This is a genomic window from Streptomyces sp. NBC_00385, from assembly GCF_035917155.1.
In the GTDB taxonomy this organism is placed as follows: domain Bacteria; phylum Actinomycetota; class Actinomycetes; order Streptomycetales; family Streptomycetaceae; genus Streptomyces; species Streptomyces poriferorum.
Map to the genome: position 1 here is coordinate 4222247 of NZ_CP107951.1, position 19086 is coordinate 4241332.

Sequence of the window (19086 nt, forward strand, 5' to 3'; positions counted from 1 at the left end):
AGGCACTCACTGCGTTCAGTGCGCGTCGGCGATGTGCTGCGTACCGATCCGCTTGCGGAACACCCAGTACGTCCAGCCCTGGTAGAGCAGAACGACAGGGGTGGCGATCCCCGCGCACCAGGTCATGATCTTCAGCGTGTACGGACTGGACGAGGCGTTGGTGACCGTGAGGCTCCAGGCATCGTTCAGCGAGGACGGCATGACGTTCGGGAAGAGCGTCAGGAACAACATGGCGACCGCGGCCGCGATGGTCACTCCGGAGAAGGCGAAGGACCAGCCCTCGCGCCCGGCCGCGATGGTGCCGATCGCGGCGACCAGGGCCACCACGGCGATGATCATCGCGATCAGGCTCCAGCCGTCCCCGTGGTCGATCTGGGTCCAGATCAGGAACCCCAGCGCGAGGACCGCGGTGACCGCGCCCAGCTTGAGCGCCAGCCTGCGCGCCCGGGCCCGGATGTCCCCGACCGTCTTGAGGCCGGCGAACACCGCACCGTGGAAGGTGAAGAGGGTGAGCGTGACCAGTCCGCCGAGGATCGCGTACGGGTTGAGCAGGTCCCAGAAGTTGCCCACGTACTCCATGTCCGCGTCGATCTTCACGCCGCGGACGATGTTGCCGAAGGCCACGCCCCAGAGCAGGGCCGGGATCAGCGAGGTCCAGAAGATCGCGTGTTCCCAGTTGGTCTGCCACTTCGCCTCGGACCGCTTCGCCCGGTATTCGAAGGCGACGCCCCGCACGATCAGGCAGAGCAGGATGATCAGCAGCGGCAGGTAGAAGCCGGAGAACAGCGTGGCGTACCACTCGGGAAACGCGGCGAAGGTCGCTCCGCCGGCGCTGAGCAGCCAGACCTCGTTGCCGTCCCAGACGGGCCCGATCGTGTTGATCAGGACCCGCCGTTCCTTGCGGTCCCGCGCCAGCAACTTGGTCAGGACACCGATCCCGAAGTCGAATCCCTCCAGGAAGAAGTAGCCGGTCCAGAGAACGGCGATGAACACGAACCAGACGTCGTGGAGTTCCATCTCTCGGCTCCCTGTGCTCTCAGTAGGAGAAGGCCATGGGCCGGTCGGCGTCGTCGTGGTCGCCGCCGATCCTGGTGGGCGGGTTGAGGTCGGCGTCGGTCAGCTCCGGCGGTCCGGCCTTGATGTACTTCACGAGCAGCTTGACCTCGATCACGGCGAGCACGGCGTACAGCACCGTGAACAGGATCATCGAGGTGAGCACCTCGCCCTGGGAGACGCCGGGGGAGACCGCGTCACGGGTCTGCAGGACTCCGTAGACGACCCAGGGCTGACGCCCCATCTCGGTGAAGATCCAGCCCCAGGAGTTGGCGATCAGCGGGAAGAGAAGGGTCCAGAGCGCGACGATCCAGTAGCACTTGGCGAGCTTCGGGCTGAGCGCCTTGTTCTTGAACAGGACCAGATGCGGCACCTCGTCCTCACCGGTGCGCATCCCCGGCGGCAGCATGAACTTCTTCCGGGTCAGCCACAGGCCGAGGATCCCGAGACCGAAGGACGCCATGCCGAAGCCGATCATCCACCGGAAGCTCCAGAAGGCGACGGGGATGTTGGGCCGGTAGTCGCCTGGACCGAACCGCTCCTGCTCGGCCTTGTTGATGTCGTTGATGCCGGGAACGTACGAGTTGAAGTTGTCGTCGGCGAGGAAGGACAGTATCCCGGGGATCGAGATCTCGACGGAGTTGTGCCCCTTGCTGACGTCTCCGTACGCGAAGATCGAGAACGGCGCGGAGTTCTGCCCGTCCCACAGCGCCTCGGCCGCCGCCATCTTCATCGGCTGCTGCTTGAACATCACCTTGCCGAGCTGGTCTCCGCTGACGGCGGTGAGCAGCCCCGAGATCACGATGGTGATCAGGCCCAGCCGCAGCGAGGTCCGCATCACCGGGATGTGCTTCTTGCGCGCGAGGTGGAAGGCCGCGATGCCGACCATGAACGCGCCGCCGACCAGGAAGGCCGCCGTGATGGTGTGGAAGAACTGGGCGAGCGCGGTGTTCTGCGTGAGCACGTGCCAGAAGTCGGTGAGCTCGGCGCGTCCGCGTTCCTTGTTGATGCGGTAGCCGACCGGGTGCTGCATCCAGGAGTTGGCAGCCAGGATGAAATACGCGGAGAGGATGGTGCCGATCGAGACCATCCAGATGCAGGCGAGATGGATCTTCTTGGGCAGCTTGTCCCAGCCGAAGATCCACAGACCGATGAACGTGGACTCGAAGAAGAACGCGATCAGCGCCTCGAACGCGAGCGGGGCACCGAAGATGTCGCCGACGAACCGTGAGTAGTCGGACCAGTTCATTCCGAACTGGAACTCCTGGACGATGCCCGTGACGACACCCATCGCGATGTTGATCAGGAAGAGCTTTCCCCAGAACTTGGTGGCCCTGAGGTACTTCTCCTTGTTGGTCCGCACCCAGGCGGTCTGCAGGCCGGCGGTGAGCGCGGCGAGAGAGATCGTCAGGGGAACGAACAGGAAGTGGTAGACGGTCGTCGTTCCGAACTGCCATCGCGCCAGGGTCTCCGGCGCCAGAGCCAGCTCCACGTCGTCTTCTCCTTACGTCGCCGCCGATACACCGGCAGTTTGTCCTTTAAATCCGACCGATCACGGGAGGAAGCAGGACACGCTTGTGAACGCGTTCACATTCACAAGCAATTATGGCGCACAGGCATTCGGGAGACGCGACCGGGGTACCCCTCCGGGACGTAGCGATCATTCCCCCCGAAGCAGACATCTCCCGGCCACGCGAACGGCCCCGTACCTCGCGAACGAGATACGGGGCCGCCGGCCGGAGCTCGTGGCGCTACAGATCCTTGCGGTACGACTCCGTGACCTTCAGGAACAGGTCGTTCGCCTCGTCCTCGCCGATGGAGACCCGCACGCCCTCGCCCGCGAACGGCCTGACCACCACACCGGCCTTCTCGCAGACAGCGGCGAAGTCGGCGGTACGGTCTCCCAGACGCAGCCAGACGAAGTTCGCCTGGGACTCGGGCACCGTCCACCCCTGTCGCACCAGCGCCTCATGCACCCGCTGCCGCTCGCACACCAAGGAACCCACCCGGCCCAGGAGTTCGTCCTCGGCCCGGAGCGAAGCCACCGCCGCGTCCTGGGCGAGCTGGCTGACGCCGAAGGGCACCGCCGTCTTGCGCAGCGCGGCGGCCACCGGCTCATGCGCCACGGCGAAACCGACCCGCAGCCCCGCCAGGCCGTAGGCCTTGGAGAACGTCCGCAGCACCGCCACATTGGGCCGGTCCCGGTAGATCTCGATGCCGTCAGGCACCTCGGGGTCGCGGATGAACTCCTTGTACGCCTCGTCGAGCACCACGAGCACATCGCCCGGCACCCGGTCCAGGAACCGCTCCAGCTCCGCCCGGCGCACCACGGTGCCGGTCGGGTTGTTCGGGTTGCAGACGAAGATCATCCGGGTCCGGTCGGTGATCGCGGCCGCCATCGCGTCCAGATCGTGCACCTCACCGTCGGTCAGCGGCACCTTCACCGACGTGGCACCGCTGACCTGGGTGATGATCGGGTACGCCTCGAAGGAACGCCACGCGTAGATGACCTCGTCACCCGGGCCCGACGTGGCCTGCAGCAGCTGCTGGGCCACGCCGACCGAACCGGTGCCGGTGGCCAGGTGCGAGAGCGGCACACCGAAACGGTCCGACAGCTCGTTCATCAGAGCGGTGCAGGCCATGTCCGGGTAGCGGTTGAAGTGAGCGGCCGCGGCCAGCGCGGACTCCATCACCCCGGGCAGCGGCGGATACGGGTTCTCGTTGGAGGACAACTTGAACGCGACCGGTCCGTCCGCCGCGGCCGGCTTGCCCGGCACATATGCGGGAACGCCATCCAGTTCGGCACGCAGCTTGGGGCTCGTCTCGCTCACCGCAGGTCCTCCTCGACCGTCCGTACACATCAATACTGCTCACCTTATGAGGATTGGGCGCCGCTGCGAATGGCAGGCCGTGGATTCGCCGGATGAGCCCCGGAATGAGGGGGAGCGCTCCGCACCGTGGCGCGCGCCGGTGGCTCACTCCGTGGCGCGCGTCCCCCGAAGAGGTGAGTTGAGACCTCTTCGAGACATCCACCTATCGCCAGGCCCATCCGGCCCGACGCGTGACACATGATGGCCCGACCCCGTAACACCCTTGATTAGCAAGGCGATTGATCATCGATAACCATGCAGAAACGTGCCTGTCAACGAGTGAATATGCGACCGGGCCAAGTGCCCGCCCGAGCCCTACTATCGGCTCGCCATGACAGCAGCAGGGAAGCACCAGGTGAGCCGGACGGAGACCCCCCGGCGCGGCCGGCAGGGACGAGCAGGAATCCGGGACGTGGCCGCCGCCGCCGGGGTCTCCATCACGACCGTCTCCGACGCGCTCAACGGCAAGGGCAGGCTCCCGGACGCCACCCGCCGCCATGTCCGCGAGGTCGCCGAGCGTCTGGGCTACCGCCCGTCCGCCGCGGCCCGAACCCTCCGTACCGGAAAGTCCGGCCTCATCGGCCTGACCGTGACGACCTACGGGGATGAACCTTTCACCTTCACCGAATTCGCGTACTTCGCCGAGATGGCCCGGGCCGCCACCTCCGCCGCACTCGCCCGCGGCTACGCCCTCGTCATCCTCCCCGCCACCTCACGCCATGACGTCTGGTCGAACGTCGCGCTCGACGGCACCGTCGTCATCGACCCCTCCGACCAGGACCCGGTCGTCACCGAACTCGTACGCCAGGGGCTGCCCGTCGTGTCCGACGGCCGGCCGGCCGGGACCCTTCCGGTCACCGCCTGGGTGGACAACGACCACCGGGCCGCCGTCCTCGACCTCCTCGACCATCTCGCCGCCGCCGGGGCGCGCCGCATCGGGCTGCTCACCGGCACCACCACCGACACGTACACGCGGCTCTCGACCACCGCGTACCTCCACTGGTGCGAGCGCGTCGGCCAGGACCCGGTGTACGAGTCGTACCCCGCCCACGACCCGTGTGCGGGCGCAGTGGCAGCCGACCGCCTGCTGGCCCGCCCGGACCGCCCTGACGCCGTGTACGGCCTCTTCGACCCCAACGGCACCGATCTGCTGGCGGCCGCCCGCCGGTACGGCCTGCGCGTCCCGGAGGACCTGCTGCTGGTCTGCTGCAGCGAGTCCACCGTGTACGCGACGACCGAGCCGCCCATCACGACGCTCTCGCTGAAACCGCGCCGCATCGGCACCGCGGTCGTCCAGTTGCTCATCGACGCCATCGAAGGCGTCGACCAGGACGGACCGGTGGAGCAGGTCATACCTACGGAACTCATCGTCCGGACCTCCTCGCAACGCCGTCCACCACGCACCACGGTCAGTGCGCCGCGCTCCCCGGCAGGGGATTGATCAGGCGAATTGGGACCAATCGACCGACGAACCTGGCGTGCGCAAGGATTCACCACCCCTGGTGCGTCACAGAGCACGATCCTCATTCCTATGATGGGCGCACGACACCGCGGACCACCCCGACCAGCAGGGCCCGTCAGGTGTACGGCGGCGCGACGGTGGTGGAGGGGTCGGATGACACAGGGGGCCGGTCAGGAACCCGTGGTGCGGACGGCGACGTTGCGCGACTTCCGCGTACCGCCCTATGCGCAGTCCCCTGCGCCGCCCGCCCCACCGCACCCGGGCAACGGATTCCCGGGGGGCGAGCCGCCGGAGGGGTACACCCCGACCGCGCGCGACCTCCCCGTGATCACTCGCGAGGACACCGTCCAGGTACGGGCCGTGCCCGAGCCGCGTCCCGCACAGGAGTCGGGGCTCGGCCCGCTGTACGTCGTCGGTGACGTCCACGGCTATCTCGACGAGCTCCTCGCCGCCCTCACCGAGCAGGACCTCGTCGACTCCGAGGGCAGCTGGTCCGCGGGCAACGCGCGGCTCTGGTTCCTCGGCGACTTCACCGACCGGGGACCCGACGGAATCGGCGTCATCGACCTCGTGATGCGGCTCTCCGCCGAGGCCGCGGCCGCCGGTGGCTACTGCAAGGCCCTGATGGGCAACCACGAACTGCTGCTCATCGGCGCCAAGCGCTTCGGTGACACCCCCGTCAACTCCGGCGCCGGCACCGCGACCTTCCAGGCCGCCTGGCTGCTGAACGGCGGCCAGAAGACGGACATGGAGCGGCTCCAGGACGTCCACCTCCAGTGGATGTCCCGGCTCGACGCCGTCGTCGAGGAGGACGAGCACCTCCTGATGCACTCGGACACGACGGCGTACCTCGATTACGGGTCCACCATCGAGGACGTCAACGACACAGTGCACGCCATTCTCACGCGGAACGACGCCGATGAGTGCTGGGACCTCTTCCGCAAGCTGACCAAGCGGTTCGCCTTCCGCGACGAGTCGGGTCCGCAGGCCGTGCAGGAGCTCATGGCGGCCTACGGCGGCCGACGCGTCGTCCATGGTCACAGCCCCATTCCCTACCTTCTCGGCGAGGTCGGCTCCGAGGACGGCGAGGACAGGTCGGGACCGCTGGTGGACGGTCCGCACGTGTACGCGGACGGGCTCGCCATCGCCATGGACGGCGGAGTGACCATGGCCGGAAAGCTACTGGTCGTTCAGCTCCCGCTGCATGACTGACGTTCTTCGGGGAAGACGCACCCCGACCTGAACACGCGGACCACTGGGCCTATTTCCGGAAACCCCCTGTCACCCCGTGCCGTGGGCGCTCTACCATCGGCGTATCAGTAGCAGGCTCTCCTCCGTTTCCGCCCGACTGCCCGCTTCGAGCGGGCAAAACAGGCCCTACGGAGCATCGGGGGATGCACATGAACAGCGCTCCGCACCTGCTGACCGAGGACCGGCCCGAGTACGAGCGGATCCTCGACGACGCACTGCGTCACGCCCATGAACGACCGGATCTGGCCGCTGTCGGCGAACGGCTCAATCCGGTGCAGCTGCGCACCATGGCGATGGCGGCCACCGCGCTGATCACCGCCGCGGCGGCCACCGAGTACGAGCACTACGTGAAGGCCCGCGAGGAGATCCGCGCCGCCGCGGCCTCCGGACCGGACGAGGACGCCGACCCCGGCGCGTTCGGCCCCCGCCAGTCGGGCGCCGGCGTGGGAGTCGTCATCACCGTCCTGGCACCGGTGCTGGCAGGCACCGCCGCGGTGATCTTCCTGCTCATCGGCTACATCCTGAAGGCACTCGACCCGCCCCCGTCGTTCGCGCGCACGATGGTCGGAGCGGGCTGGTTCTTCGCGGCGGCTATGGCGGCCGCCATCCTCGTGGCCGCCGTCGGCCTGCTGGTCACGGCTCTGCGCAACGGCTCGACATCGGTGCCCGCCGAGGAACATGGCGAGGAGTTCCCGGAGGACGTGGCCCGCGCCAGAGAGGCCTGGCGCCACGCCCTGCTGGAGCGCGGCATCCTGCCGTTCCTGCGGGACGCCCTCGCCGACCCCGGGGCCGCCCCGGCCGCGCGCATCCCGCAGCGCTCGCCCAACCGCATCCCGAAGATCGGCTACAGCAGGCCCGACTTCACCAGCCCGGACGACGGCCCGGCCGCCGCGCCCCGCCCGACGTTCACGAGCCCGGACTTCACCAGCCCCGACTTCGGCGGGCCCGAGCACGAACTGGAATGACAGGGGCCGGTGCTCGGGAGGTCCGCTCACCGGGCGCCGGTTCCCCGAAGATCCGCGACAGATCCCCGGGGCGTGGGCCCGGCCGTTTCCGGACCTACAGCGCCGCCAGACTGCCGACCAGGTCATCGAGGCCCAACGAGCCCTGGGACAGTGCCTTCATGTGCCAGGCCTTGAGGTCGAAGGCCGCACCTTGGCGCCGCTTCGCCTCCGCGCGGCCCTGGAGCCAGGCGCGTTCGCCGAGCTTGTAGCCGATGGCCTGACCGGGCCAGCCGAGGTAGCGGTCGATCTCCGCGTCACGGCGGGCAGCCGGGCTGCCGTTGTAGGTGGCCATGAACTCCGCTGCGAGGGCACCCGTCCAGCGTTCGCCCGGGTGGAAGCCCGAGTCGGCGGGGACGGCGAGTCCGAGGTGCATGCCGATGTCGACGATCACCCGGATGGTGCGCAGCATCTGCCCGTCCAGGAAGCCGAGCCGGCGCTCGGGTTCGGAGAAGCAGCCCAGATCGTCCATGAAGCGTTCGGCATACAGCGCCCAGCCTTCGATGTTGGCGCTGACCATGCCCTCGGTGACCTGGTAGCGGCTGAGGCGGTCGGCGACCGTGACCCACTGGGCGAACTGGAGGTGGTGGCCGGGGACGCCCTCGTGGTACCAGATGCTGACGAGCTGCCAGGTCGGGTAGCTGCCCTGCTCCAGAGCCGGCAGGAAGGTACGTCCCGGGCGGCTGAAGTCGAGGCTCGGGCCCTGGTAGTAGGGCCCGGAGGCGCTGCCGGCCGGCGCGATGCGGGACTCGACCTTGCGGAGCGGACCGGAGAGGTCGAAGTGGCTGCCGTCGAGCGTGCTGATCGCCTCGTCCATCAGCTGCTGCAACCAGTCGCGGGCGGCCTCGTCGCCCTTGACCGCGTGGCCGTGCTCCTCCAGGTGGTGCATGGTCTCGAGGAGGCCGGCGCCGGGCAGGATGCGTTCGGCTTCGACGCGCATCTCGGCGAGCGTCCGGTGGAACTCGTCCCAGGCCCAGCTGTAGGCCTCGTCCAGGTCGAGTTCCGCGCCGGTGTTGTGCCGGGCGGCCCGCAGATAGCGCTCCCGGCCCACCGCGTCCGGAGTGCCCGCCGCAGCGGGTAGGTAGGTGTCACGCAGCCACTCACGGAACTCGGAGACGGCACGGGTGGCCCGCAGTGCGGCGGCGTCCAGCTCGGGCCGCATCCGCTCGGTGCCGTCCGCGACGAAGCCGGCGAACCAGCCCGCGCCCCTGCCCGTGCCCTGGCCGGCGGACTCCCCGGTCCAGTCGGCGAGCTGGCCGATGACGCCGGCAACCTGCCGGGGAGCGGCGAGCAGGCCACGGGATATGCCCTCGGTGAGGGTGCTCCGATAACCGTCCAGTGCCCCGGGAAGGTTGCGCAGCCGGCCGGCCACCGCCGCCCAGTCCTCGTCGGTGGCCGTGGGCATGAGGGTGAAGATCGACCGCACCTGCTCGACGTGCGCGCCCACCGTGCGCAGCTGTCGGTAGTTCTCGCCGGTGTCGTGCATCGCGAGCTCGGCGGTCAGCCGTTCCCGCAGCAGCCGGGCGCACGCCTGCTCGGCGGGGTCGCCGGGCACAGGAGCGGCATCGAGCGCGGTGAGACTGCGCCGGGCCAGCTCGGCGTGGGCCTCGAAACCGTCCGGGGAGAGGTCCGGCTGCCGGTCGTCGCCCGGGTTCAGGCCCAGCCATGCGGAGGTCATCGGGTCATGTGCGGCCACCTGATCGAGGTGGCGGTCGGCGATGCTGCGCGGGGTGACCGATTCGTTTGCCATGCACACATCTTGACGTGCCGTCGGATCATTTCTCCAGGCGCCCGAGCGCTGTTCCGGACGGCCCCCGGCCCGTCCGGAACAGCGCCTGCTCAGCCGGGCGTCAGTCCGTCAGCGGGAGGTACACCCGGTTGCCCCGGGCGGCGAACTCCTCGGACTTCACCGCCATGCCGGCCAGCGCCTCCGCGTCGAACTCGGTGTGGACGGCCGTGGCCCCGTCGCCGTGCTCGTCACGGATCTTCTGGGAGATCTTCATCGAGCAGAACTTCGGTCCGCACATCGAGCAGAAGTGGGCCGTCTTCGCCGGTTCGGCGGGCAGCGTCTCGTCGTGGAACTCCCGCGCCGTGTCCGGGTCGAGGGCCAGATTGAACTGATCCTCCCAGCGGAACTCGAACCGGGCGTCCGACAGCGCGTCGTCCCATTCCTGCGCCCCCGGGTGCCCCTTGGCGAGGTCCGCCGCATGGGCCGCGATCTTGTACGTGATGACCCCGGTCTTCACATCGTCCCGGTTGGGCAGGCCGAGGTGCTCCTTGGGCGTCACGTAGCAGAGCATCGCCGTTCCCCACCAGGCGATCATCGCGGCGCCGATGCCCGAGGTGATGTGGTCGTAGGCGGGCGCCACATCGGTCGTCAGCGGCCCGAGCGTGTAGAACGGCGCCTCCTCGCAGATCTCCTGCTGGAGGTCGATGTTCTCCTTGATCTTGTGCATCGGGACGTGGCCCGGCCCCTCGATCATGGTCTGGACCCCGAACCGCTTGGCGATCGTGTTCAGTTCGCCGAGCGTACGCAGCTCGGCGAACTGGGCCTCGTCGTTGGCGTCCGCGATCGACCCGGGGCGCAGCCCGTCGCCCAGGGAGTACGTCACGTCGTACGAGGCGAGGATCTCGCAGAGCTCCTCGAAGTTCTCGTAGAGGAACGACTCCTTGTGGTGCGCGAGGCACCACGCCGCCATGATCGAGCCGCCCCGGGAGACGATGCCGGTCTTGCGGCGGGCCGTCAGCGGCACGTACGGCAGGCGTACGCCGGCGTGCACCGTCATGTAGTCGACGCCCTGCTCGGCCTGTTCGATGACCGTGTCCTTGTAGACCTCCCAGGTCAGCTCCTCGGCCCTGCCGTCGACCTTCTCCAGGGCCTGGTAGAGCGGCACGGTGCCGATCGGCACGGGGGAGTTGCGAAGAACCCACTCACGGGTGGTGTGGATGTTGCGGCCGGTGGACAGATCCATGACGGTGTCGGCGCCCCACTTGGTCGCCCAGGTCATCTTGTCCACCTCCTCCTCGATGGAGGACGAGACCGCGGAGTTGCCGATGTTGGCGTTCACCTTCACCAGGAACCGCTTGCCGATGATCATCGGCTCGATCTCCGGGTGGTTCACGTTCGCCGGCAGCACGGCCCGGCCGGCGGCGATCTCCTCGCGCACCACCTCCGGATCGACGTTCTCCCGGATCGCCACGTACTCCATCTCGGGTGTGACCTCGCCCCGGCGGGCGTACGCGAGCTGGGTGACGGGGCGGCCGTTCCGGCTGCGCCGCGGCTGGCGGGGGCGGCCGGGGAAGACCGCGTCCAGGTTGCGCAGCCCACCGCGCGGTGAGGTGTGCTTGAGCCCGTCGTCCTCGGGGCGCCCGGGACGTCCCGTGTACTCCTCGGTGTCGCCGCGGGCGATGATCCAGTTCTCCCGCAGAGGTGCCAGTCCGCGACGGACGTCGGTCTCGGTGGTGGGGTCGGTGTACGGCCCCGACGTGTCGTACAGCGTCACGTCGTTGCCGTTGGTGAGGTGCACCTGACGGACCGGCACCCGAAGGTCCGGACGTGAGCCCTGGACATAACCCTTGTGCCAGCCGATGGACTTCCCGGCCTCGTCGCTCTGGTTCGAGGCAGGCATGCGTGTGTCCGATGTGGTCATGAGACCTACTCCCTACGCCGGCATTACCCGGTAACAGGTTCGGCGGTCGGCGCAGCGTGTCCCGTACGGACGTACGGAGATCAGCGCCCTCTCAGCCCGGTGCTCCGAGCTCCCGCGTGTGCAAAGGTGCCACCACGCTAGCGCCCCGGCCGACGAACTGAACAGAGGGCCCTCCTCTTCTTGCGATGATCGGCCGGTGACGTCCCCCCATAACGACCCCGAACCGCAGGGCCATCAGCACGGGCACTCCCACAGCCACGGCCCAGCCGCACCCGTCTCCGGCCATCTGCGCAAGGTGATCGCCGCCGTGCTGATCCCGTTCGCGGCCGCGGTCGTCGTCGGCCTCGTGGTCCTCTGGCCCGGTGGTGCGCCGGCGCACGAGCGCACCGGCGTCGGATTCGACCGGCAGACCCAACAGGCAAAGGTGGTGAACATCGACAAGGTCGACTGCAAGGACGTGAACGCCTCCCAGCTGCCCGTCAGCGGCGGGAGCACGCCGCCCACCGGCGAGCAGGCCGAGAAGGACGACGGGTCCGACCTCTGCGGGAAGGCCACCATCGAGATCACGAGCGGTCAGGACAAGGGCCGGAAGTTCGTCGAGGTCGTCCAGCCCGGTGCACCGCGGCAACTGCGGGAGGGGCAGGGGGTGGTCGTCGCGTACGCCCCCGACGCCCCTCATGACCTCCAGTACTCCGTGACCGACGTGAACCGGAAGTTCCCGCTGATGCTGCTGGCCGGGATCTTCGCCCTGGTGGTGGTGGCCGTGGGCAGAATGCGCGGGGTGATGGCCCTGGTCGCGCTCGCCCTGTCCTTCGCCGTCCTGACCCTGTTCATCCTTCCGGCCATCCTGCAGGGCTCGAACCCGCTGGTCGTCGCGGTCGTCGGGGCGAGCGCCATCATGCTGATCGCGCTCTACATCTGCCACGGGCTGACGGCCCGCACCTCGGTCGCGGTCATCGGCACCCTGATCTCACTGCTGCTGATCGGGCTGCTCGGCTCGCTCTTCGTCGGCTGGGCGAGTCTGAGCGGGAACACCGACGACAACACCGGCCTCATCCACGGCCTGTATCCGCACATCGACATGAGCGGGCTGCTGCTGGCCGGCGTCATCATCGGCTCCCTCGGGGTACTCGACGATGTGACGGTCACCCAGACCTCGGCGGTCTGGGAACTGCACCAGGCGGACCCGACGATGAGCGCGAAGAAGCTCTACCGGGCAGGGATCAGGATCGGACGCGACCACATCGCCTCGGTGGTCAACACCCTGGTCCTCGCCTATGCGGGTGCCGCACTTCCCTTGCTGCTGCTGTTCTCGATCGCCCAGAGCAGCGTGGGGACGGTGGCCAACAGCGAACTGGTGGCGGAGGAGATCGTGCGCACTCTGATCGGCTCGATCGGACTGGTCGCCTCGGTGCCGGTGACCACCGCGCTCGCGGCACTGGTCGTCTCCGCCGACCGCGCCGGGCCCGCCCCGGATACCGAAACTCCGGCCCTCGTACGCAGCGGCAGGGGACGCCGTCGTCGGGCGAAGTCCTGAGTGCCCGGACACGGAGAGCGATTCACCCGTTCGGCAGGTGTGCTGTTCGACCGCCATGCAGGCCAGGGACACGGGCTTCGTCAGCCGGCGTTCTGTTCCTCGGCCAGAATCCGCCCCAGCGCCTCTTCCAGATTGCCCTCGAAGTCACCCAGCGTGCACTCCTGCCCGAGCGGCACGAGCTTGTCCGTCCGGTCGAGGAACGCCACGAGAGGCGCCGTACCGGCCCGGAAGAGCGCACGGTCAGCCCCCACCTGGAGCCGGATGTGGACATCGGACAGCCCTTCGGGCTCGGTCGGCCCGATGTGCACATCGCCGTCACCACTGGGGCTGTTGAGACCGTCGAGCAGCAGCTCGCGGCCAAAAGCCCAGGTGACGGGGGCGTCGCCGGGCAGATGGAAGGTCATCCGGATCGCGTACGGATCGCACACTTCGTACCGGAGCTCCACCGGGATACGGAAAGAGAGCTCCTCGGAGACGAGGAAGCTCATCATGACCTCAGCTTGAACCGACTCGCGCATCGTTCAACCCCGCAGTAGATGAATCTGGCCAGGAATGATCCCCCATGGCCCTATTGACGCCATCGTGGTGCACGCGATAGCAGATCACAAGGAGTGATTTTTCAGATACTGATAGAGAACACGAACGAACGCAAGAGGCTGGCCACTTCGCCACGTAGTCGTTCGACTGCGGGGAGCAACCGTTCTTCCTGGTCGAGAGGGACCGAAATGGCCATCGCGGCGGCCGTGAATCCGGCCGCGATCGGGATGGCCGCGCAGACCGTTCCGAGCGCGTACTCCTGCCGTTCGATGACAGGTTCCGTACGCTCGATCGACCGCAGCCGCTCGAGAAGTGCCGGCCGATCGCGCACGGAGTAGCGCGTCAGCGGGCGCACCGGATGCCGGTCCAGGTGATCCTCGCGGGCTTGCTCGTCGAGCTGGCTCAGCAGACACTGACCGATCGCGTGGGCATGCCCCGTCTCACCGAACGCCGCCCACTCCTCCACCGCCGGCGCCGCCGGGGTGTCCGCGACCGCGACGAGCTCGATCTCGCCGTCGCGGTAGACGGCGCAGTACACCGGGGCACCGATGATGTCCCGCCATCGCCCCAGGGACTGCGTCATTCTGCTGCGACGATTCTGCAGCGCTCCGTCGTCCACCAGCCGCTCCGCGGCGGCGCCGAAGAGGAAGACGCCGTTCTCCCGGCGCAGATATCCCTCATGGGTCAGTGTGCGCAGCAGGTGGTAGGCGGTGGGAAGGGGAAGCCCCGCTTCCCGTGCGAGCTGTTTGGCCGGTGCCCCGTCGCGATGGGTGCCCACAGCCTCCAGCAGCCTCAGCGCCCGCTGCACCGATCCGATCAGCGTCGGAACGGCTGTACTCGATGCCGTGGTCAACGGTCACCCCCAGGCATGGTGACGGGCGGTCAGCCCGCCTGTGGGGGCCGCCCCCACAGATCTGCCGCAGGCCTGGGGTCCAGAAGGCCGGATGCCGTACAAACCACTGGTCAGGGTGGTGACTGACGGTGTTTTCCCAGGTGGCGGCAGCGGACTGCCACTGTATCGGGAGCATCCGGGCCGAGTGCCGTTTCGCCTTCCGCTTAGCTCAGCTGGGCTAATCGCCCGGCCGCCCGTGCGGTTACCAGTCGCCTCGCGAGGAGGAGGACGACATGAACTTCCGCACGACGAAGACGAGCCCACCGATCAGGATCACGAAGAGCAGGACCTTGAACAGCAGACCGATCACGAAGCCGACGATGCTGGCGATCAGACCGCCGAACACGACGATCGCGATGACGGGCACCGCGATCCACTTCACCCACCAGGGCATTCCCGCGAATATCTCCCGCACGGCCATCGTCCATACCTCGTCTCTGTGAGTTCCTGCTTCGATGCTAGAGGTGTCGGGACCGGCTGCGGGGGCTCCGATCCCTTGAACTCCCCTGATCGATCCCCTAGGGATCCCCGAGACGCTTCCCTGCCCCTGCCCTCGTCGAGTGCGGCTCAGCCCTCGGGCGGCGAGAAGACCACCATCACGCGCAGGTCCTCCGTGATGTGATGGAACTTGTGGGCGGTGCCGGCAGGTACATACACGACACTCCCTCTGCCCACCTGCGTCGTTTCCATGCCCACGGTGATCGAAGCGCGCCCGCTGACGACGAAGTAGACCTCGTCCTGTTGGTGCGGCTGCTGTGGGTCGAGCTCACCGGCGTCCAGTGCGTACAGACCGACAGACATGTTCCGTTCGCGGACGAACTGGAGATAGGCACCGTCGTTGGCGGCCCGTTCCGCCTCCAGTTCGTCCAGTCTGAATGCCTTCATGGCCCGTCCGCCCCTTGCCTCTGTCCAGCCGGTGTCAGCCACCGATCATGTCTGCCACGATCAGACACATGAAGAATTTCGTAGTCAAGACGATCGCCAACGCGGGTGCGCTGGCCGTAGCCATCTGGCTGCTCCACGACATCACGCTGACCGGTGGCAGCACCGGCCGCAAGATACTGACCCTGATCGTGGTCGCGCTGATCTTCGGTCTGGTCAACTTCCTGGTCAAGCCGGTGGTGAAGCTGCTCACGCTGCCGCTCTTCATCCTCACCCTGGGGCTGATCACCCTCGTGGTGAACGCCCTGATGCTGCTGCTGACCTCGTGGCTGGCCGATGTGCTGGATCTGAGTTTCCATGTCGACGGCTTCTGGACCGCTGTCCTCGGCGGCCTGATCATTTCGATCGTGTCCTGGGCACTGAACGTCGTCCTGCCCGACGAGGACTGACCACCTGGTGCCTGAGACAGTGACGGCAGGACCGGTGACAGACCGGAGAGAGAAGCGAGGACACGAAGATGAGCACCATGGGCGACGGAACCCGGGCGGTACGTGCCGGTCTGCCGGAACCGCAGCAGTACGAGCCCACTCTCCCCGGTCCGGTCTTCGCCGCGCACTTCCACCTGTCCGGCGAGCCGACCGGGCCGTACACCTACGGCCGTGACACCAACCCGACCTGGACCCACCTGGAGCGGGCCATCGGCGAGCTCGAAGCGCCGGGCGAGAACGTCGAGACCACGGTCTTCGCGTCCGGTATGGCGGCCATCTCGGCGGTCCTGCTGTCCCAGGTACGCACCGGCGACGTCGTCGTGCTGCCCGACGACGGCTACCAGGCCCTCCCGCTGGTACGTGCGCAGTTGGAGGCCTACGGCGTCGAGGTGCGCACCGCCCCGACCGGGGGCGATGCCCAGCTGGCCCTTCTGGAGGGGGCGCGGCTGCTGTGGATCGAAACCCCGTCGAACCCCGGGCTCGACGTCTGTGACGTGCGCCGGCTCGTCGAGGCGGCGCACGCGGGCGGCACGCTCGTCGCCGTCGACAACACCCTCGCCACCCCGCTCGGCCAGCGCCCGCTGGAGCTCGGCGCCGACTTCTCGGTGGCCAGCGACACCAAGGGCATGACCGGCCACGGCGACATCCTGCTCGGCCATGTGACCTGCCGGGATTCCGAGCTGGCAGCGGGGGTGCGGCGCTGGCGCAAGGTCGTGGGTGCCATCCCGGGGCCCATGGAGGCCTGGCTCGCCCACCGCTCCCTGGCCACCCTGGAGCTGCGTATCGAGCGGCAGTGCGCGAACGCCCTGCTGCTGGCCGAGACCCTCGCCAAGCACCCCGAGGTGAGCGGGCTGCGCTACCCCGGGCTGCCGGCCGACGCCTCGTATCCGAACGCGGTGCGGCAGATGCGGCGCTTCGGATCCGTCGTGTCGTTCGTGCTGGCGGACCGCGGCACCGCCGAGCGGTTCCTGTCTGCGCTTCGTCTCGCCGAGGACGCCACGAGCTTCGGCGGCGTGCGTTCCACCGCCGAACGCCGGGCCCGCTGGGGCGGCGACGCCGTGCCGGAGGGCTTCATCCGCTTCTCCGTCGGCGCCGAGAACGCCGCGGACCTGGTAGCCGACGTGGAGCGCGCGCTGACCGAGGCCGTCACCGGGAGCTGAGGGCCCGCACCGGTGCGGTACGGACGGTCCGAGCCTCCCCCCTCGTGGCTCGGACCGTCCCGGTTCCCGCCTTCTCCTCGCGAAGAACCGCCTCGACAAGGCTAGTTGACTCTGCGTCAGTGTCCAATCACAGTAGCGGCAGCGACCTATCGACATATTTATAGTTGCCGGAGTCCGACGGGCCGCACGGTGAGAGGGAACGGACATGGACCTGGCCCTGCTGCGCACCTTCGTCACCGTGCACCGCGCGGGCTCGTTCACCCGCGCCGCCGCGCTCCTCGGCCTCTCCCAGCCCGCCGTGACCTCGCAGATCCGCACCCTGGAACGGCAGCTGGGACGCCCGCTCTTCCTCCGCCGGGCCCGCGGCGTGACACCCACCACCATCGGCGACGAACTCGCACACCGGGCCGCTCCCCACCTGGACGCACTGGTCGAGATCACCGAGACGGAACTCGACGAGGAGTCGGGCGTACGGACGCTCCATCTGGCGGGTCCGCCGGAGTTCACCTCGCTGCGGGCCCTGCCCGCGCTCACCCCGCTCATCACCCAGGGGCTCGCCCTGCGCAGCTCGTTCTGCGCCGACACCGACGAGACGCTCGACGGTCTGGCCGCCGGCCACCACGACCTGGCCATCGTGACGGCCCGGCCGCGCGGCGGCCTGCTGACCGCGGCCCCGCTCTGCGACGAGGAGCACGTCCTGGTCGCAGCACCGCGCTGGGCGGGGCGCCTGGGCCCGGGAACGCTGCGGCGCAACGGCCCCGTGGTCCTGGAACAGCTGCCGGTGGTGGAGGTGCACGAGAGCCTGCCCCTGGTCTCCCGGTACTGGGCGTCGGTCTTCGACAGCCGGCCCGCGGCGGCAGGGGCCGTCATCACACCTGATCTGCGGGCGGTCCTGGAATGCGCGGTGGCCGGGGCGGGGCTGGCCGTGCTGCCCCGGTATCTGTGCGAGGACGCGCTGGAGCGGGGAGAGCTGGTGGCGCTCCTCGATCCACCGGTGCCTCCTCTGCGCACGTACTTCCTGGCCGCGCGGACCGGCACGCTCGCACTGCCGCATCTCGCACGGGCACACGAGGTACTGCTGCGTGCAGCGGTCGCCTGGTGACCGCAGGAGAGGCCGGAAGCCGCCAGGTGTTTCAGAACCTGTTCTGCGGGCCACTCTCTTGCCATGACCGAACGTCCTGTGGTCAAGCGCACCGCACGCGCCGTCCTGCTCGACGGCAACGACCTGATCCTCATCAAGCGCACCAAACCCGGGGTGGATCCGTACTGGCTCACGCCCGGCGGCGGGGTCGAGCCCGAGGACGCGACCGTCGTCGACGCCCTGCATCGTGAACTGGACGAGGAACTCGGCGCCAAGATCACCGATGTGGTGCCCTGCTTCGTCGACACCGTGGAACACATCGAGGGTGGCGGCGTGAAGGGCGTCAAGGTCCAGCACTTCTTCGTCTGCCGTCTCGAATCCATGGACCTGTCCCTGCGCCACGGCCCCGAGATCGATGACCCCTGCGGGGAGTACGACGTCGTCCGGGTGCCCTTCAGCCGGGTCGGAATCGCTGCCGTGCACCTCGTGCCGCTGTCACTGAGGCACTACCTGGACGGCAACATCGAAGGCGTCCGGGCGATGCACGCGCCCGACCTGGGCTGACCCCTGCCGGTCCAGGACCTGCGGCCTGTGCCACGTCGTGGGCACAGGCCGCGCGTACGCCGAGGTCAGTACATGGGGATACTCCCCTCGTCAGATGACCTGCCACGCGGTTCCCGGCAGCGTGTTTCACGTGAAACCACTCAAGCGCCACACCCGCAGAGGCCTCCTGGTTGCCCATGTATCGGTATCCGTCAGCTGGCTCGGTCTCACCGTCGGTCTGCTGGCACTCGGCATTACCGCCTTCTCGACCGGAGATCCCGCGACCGCCCGGGCCGCCACCCGGGCCATGAAGGTCTTCGGCGACTGGCTGGTCATCCCGGTCGCGTCGGCCACCCTGCTCAGCGGCCTGATCCTGTCCCTCGGCACCCGCTGGGGGCTGGCCAGGCACCGCTGGGTCTGGACGAAGTTCTGGCTCACCCTGGTGACGACCGGACTGTCGGTCTTCTCCTTGCGCCCCGGCATCAACGAAGCCGCGGAACGGGGAGCCGTCGACATCAGCCTGATCGTCGCTCCCTCGGTCGCCTCGGCGGCCTATCTCTTCATGACCGCGATCTCCGTGCTGAAGCCATGGGGGCCGACCCGGCGGGGCCGACGGCTGCGCGTCTCAGCCAGATCCGTTAAAGCGGTGGACGAGCGATCACTGCGTCGGACAGCCTGA

At 68.5% G+C, this 19086-nt stretch carries 18 protein-coding genes; 9 read left to right on the forward strand and 9 right to left on the reverse strand.

The genetic code is table 11. The annotated features are described in order from the left end of the window. Positions 1–15: 15 nt before the first annotated feature. The 3 genes from cydB to hisC form a co-directional block, all read right to left on the reverse strand. Positions 16–1017 (reverse strand): cytochrome d ubiquinol oxidase subunit II, encoded by a 1002-nt coding sequence (gene cydB / locus OG959_RS18780; RefSeq protein WP_326659904.1) that lies wholly within the window; start codon positions 1015–1017, stop codon positions 16–18. 19 nt (positions 1018–1036) lie between these two features. Then, positions 1037–2545: a cytochrome ubiquinol oxidase subunit I gene (locus tag OG959_RS18785; protein WP_326659905.1), complete on the reverse strand. Its 1509-nt coding sequence runs from the start codon at positions 2543–2545 to the stop codon at positions 1037–1039. Positions 2546–2804: 259 nt separating this feature from the next. Next, the gene (gene hisC / locus OG959_RS18790) at positions 2805–3884 is read right to left on the reverse strand and encodes a histidinol-phosphate transaminase (protein WP_326659906.1); all 1080 of its coding nucleotides are present in this window, start codon (positions 3882–3884) and stop codon (positions 2805–2807) included. Between the two features lie 370 nt (positions 3885–4254). Here hisC and OG959_RS18795 point away from each other — a divergent pair, with 370 nt between their 5' ends. The 3 genes from OG959_RS18795 (at position 4255) to OG959_RS18805 (ending at position 7601) form a co-directional block, all read left to right on the forward strand. Further along, on the forward strand, positions 4255–5364 hold the full coding sequence (locus OG959_RS18795) for a LacI family DNA-binding transcriptional regulator (RefSeq protein ID WP_326659907.1): 1110 nt from the start codon (positions 4255–4257) through the stop codon (positions 5362–5364). Between the two features lie 174 nt (positions 5365–5538). Further along, entirely contained in the window at positions 5539–6597 is a 1059-nt protein-coding gene (locus OG959_RS18800; RefSeq protein WP_326659909.1) for a metallophosphoesterase, read from the forward strand. Positions 6598–6779: 182 nt separating this feature from the next. Continuing rightward, positions 6780–7601 (forward strand): hypothetical protein, encoded by an 822-nt coding sequence (locus OG959_RS18805; RefSeq protein ID WP_326659911.1) that lies wholly within the window; start codon positions 6780–6782, stop codon positions 7599–7601. Positions 7602–7695: 94 nt separating this feature from the next. Here OG959_RS18805 and OG959_RS18810 read toward each other — a convergent pair whose 3' ends face one another. Then, positions 7696–9387 carry a DUF885 domain-containing protein gene (locus OG959_RS18810; RefSeq protein WP_326659913.1) on the reverse strand — a complete coding sequence of 564 codons (1692 nt, stop codon included), beginning with the start codon at positions 9385–9387 and terminating at the stop codon, positions 7696–7698. A gap of 100 nt (positions 9388–9487) precedes the next feature. Next, a complete protein-coding gene (gene thiC, locus OG959_RS18815; protein ID WP_326659915.1) occupies positions 9488–11287 on the reverse strand; it encodes a phosphomethylpyrimidine synthase ThiC in 1800 nt (599 codons plus the stop codon). A gap of 196 nt (positions 11288–11483) precedes the next feature. Between thiC and OG959_RS18820 the strand changes: the two genes are divergently transcribed. Continuing rightward, positions 11484–12824, forward strand: coding sequence for a YibE/F family protein (locus tag OG959_RS18820; RefSeq protein ID WP_326659917.1), 1341 nt, complete (start codon positions 11484–11486; stop codon positions 12822–12824). 80 nt (positions 12825–12904) lie between these two features. Here the strand turns inward: OG959_RS18820 and OG959_RS18825 are convergent, their stop codons facing one another. From OG959_RS18825 to OG959_RS18840, 4 genes are all read right to left on the reverse strand, one after another. Further along, positions 12905–13342: an SsgA family sporulation/cell division regulator gene (locus tag OG959_RS18825; protein WP_114245561.1), complete on the reverse strand. Its 438-nt coding sequence runs from the start codon at positions 13340–13342 to the stop codon at positions 12905–12907. 101 nt (positions 13343–13443) lie between these two features. Next, positions 13444–14214, reverse strand: coding sequence for an IclR family transcriptional regulator (locus OG959_RS18830; protein WP_326659923.1), 771 nt, complete (start codon positions 14212–14214; stop codon positions 13444–13446). Between the two features lie 241 nt (positions 14215–14455). Continuing rightward, a complete protein-coding gene (locus OG959_RS18835; protein ID WP_326666468.1) occupies positions 14456–14668 on the reverse strand; it encodes a DUF5326 family protein in 213 nt (70 codons plus the stop codon). A 152-nt stretch (positions 14669–14820) separates the two neighbouring features. Further along, on the reverse strand, positions 14821–15138 hold the full coding sequence (locus OG959_RS18840) for a cupin domain-containing protein (protein WP_311311360.1): 318 nt from the start codon (positions 15136–15138) through the stop codon (positions 14821–14823). A gap of 68 nt (positions 15139–15206) precedes the next feature. Between OG959_RS18840 and OG959_RS18845 the strand changes: the two genes are divergently transcribed. The 5 genes from OG959_RS18845 (at position 15207) to OG959_RS18865 (ending at position 19086) form a co-directional block, all read left to right on the forward strand. Then, positions 15207–15584: a phage holin family protein gene (locus OG959_RS18845; protein WP_326659928.1), complete on the forward strand. Its 378-nt coding sequence runs from the start codon at positions 15207–15209 to the stop codon at positions 15582–15584. A gap of 68 nt (positions 15585–15652) precedes the next feature. Next, positions 15653–16783, forward strand: coding sequence for a cystathionine gamma-lyase (locus tag OG959_RS18850; RefSeq protein ID WP_326659930.1), 1131 nt, complete (start codon positions 15653–15655; stop codon positions 16781–16783). Between the two features lie 205 nt (positions 16784–16988). Further along, positions 16989–17885 (forward strand): LysR family transcriptional regulator, encoded by an 897-nt coding sequence (locus OG959_RS18855; protein ID WP_326659932.1) that lies wholly within the window; start codon positions 16989–16991, stop codon positions 17883–17885. A gap of 63 nt (positions 17886–17948) precedes the next feature. Continuing rightward, the gene (locus OG959_RS18860; RefSeq protein WP_148019625.1) at positions 17949–18428 is read left to right on the forward strand and encodes an NUDIX domain-containing protein; all 480 of its coding nucleotides are present in this window, start codon (positions 17949–17951) and stop codon (positions 18426–18428) included. A 130-nt stretch (positions 18429–18558) separates the two neighbouring features. Beyond that, on the forward strand, positions 18559–19086 hold the full coding sequence (locus OG959_RS18865) for a DUF2269 domain-containing protein (protein WP_326659934.1): 528 nt from the start codon (positions 18559–18561) through the stop codon (positions 19084–19086).

What these genes read in the sequence shown, in the direction of transcription:
- cydB (WP_326659904.1), bottom strand. Translation starts at nt 1,017, where the DNA reads ATGGAACTCCACGACGTCTGGTTCGTGTTCATCGCCGTTCTCTGGACC.
- OG959_RS18795 (WP_326659907.1), top strand. Translation starts at nt 4,255, where the DNA reads ATGACAGCAGCAGGGAAGCACCAGGTGAGCCGGACGGAGACCCCCCGG.
- OG959_RS18800 (WP_326659909.1), top strand. Translation starts at nt 5,539, where the DNA reads ATGACACAGGGGGCCGGTCAGGAACCCGTGGTGCGGACGGCGACGTTG.
- OG959_RS18805 (WP_326659911.1), top strand. Translation starts at nt 6,780, where the DNA reads ATGCACATGAACAGCGCTCCGCACCTGCTGACCGAGGACCGGCCCGAG.
- OG959_RS18810 (WP_326659913.1), bottom strand. Translation starts at nt 9,387, where the DNA reads ATGGCAAACGAATCGGTCACCCCGCGCAGCATCGCCGACCGCCACCTC.
- thiC (WP_326659915.1), bottom strand. Translation starts at nt 11,287, where the DNA reads ATGACCACATCGGACACACGCATGCCTGCCTCGAACCAGAGCGACGAG.
- OG959_RS18825 (WP_114245561.1), bottom strand. Translation starts at nt 13,342, where the DNA reads ATGCGCGAGTCGGTTCAAGCTGAGGTCATGATGAGCTTCCTCGTCTCC.
- OG959_RS18840 (WP_311311360.1), bottom strand. Translation starts at nt 15,138, where the DNA reads ATGAAGGCATTCAGACTGGACGAACTGGAGGCGGAACGGGCCGCCAAC.
- OG959_RS18845 (WP_326659928.1), top strand. Translation starts at nt 15,207, where the DNA reads ATGAAGAATTTCGTAGTCAAGACGATCGCCAACGCGGGTGCGCTGGCC.
- OG959_RS18850 (WP_326659930.1), top strand. Translation starts at nt 15,653, where the DNA reads ATGAGCACCATGGGCGACGGAACCCGGGCGGTACGTGCCGGTCTGCCG.
- OG959_RS18855 (WP_326659932.1), top strand. Translation starts at nt 16,989, where the DNA reads ATGGACCTGGCCCTGCTGCGCACCTTCGTCACCGTGCACCGCGCGGGC.
- OG959_RS18860 (WP_148019625.1), top strand. Translation starts at nt 17,949, where the DNA reads ATGACCGAACGTCCTGTGGTCAAGCGCACCGCACGCGCCGTCCTGCTC.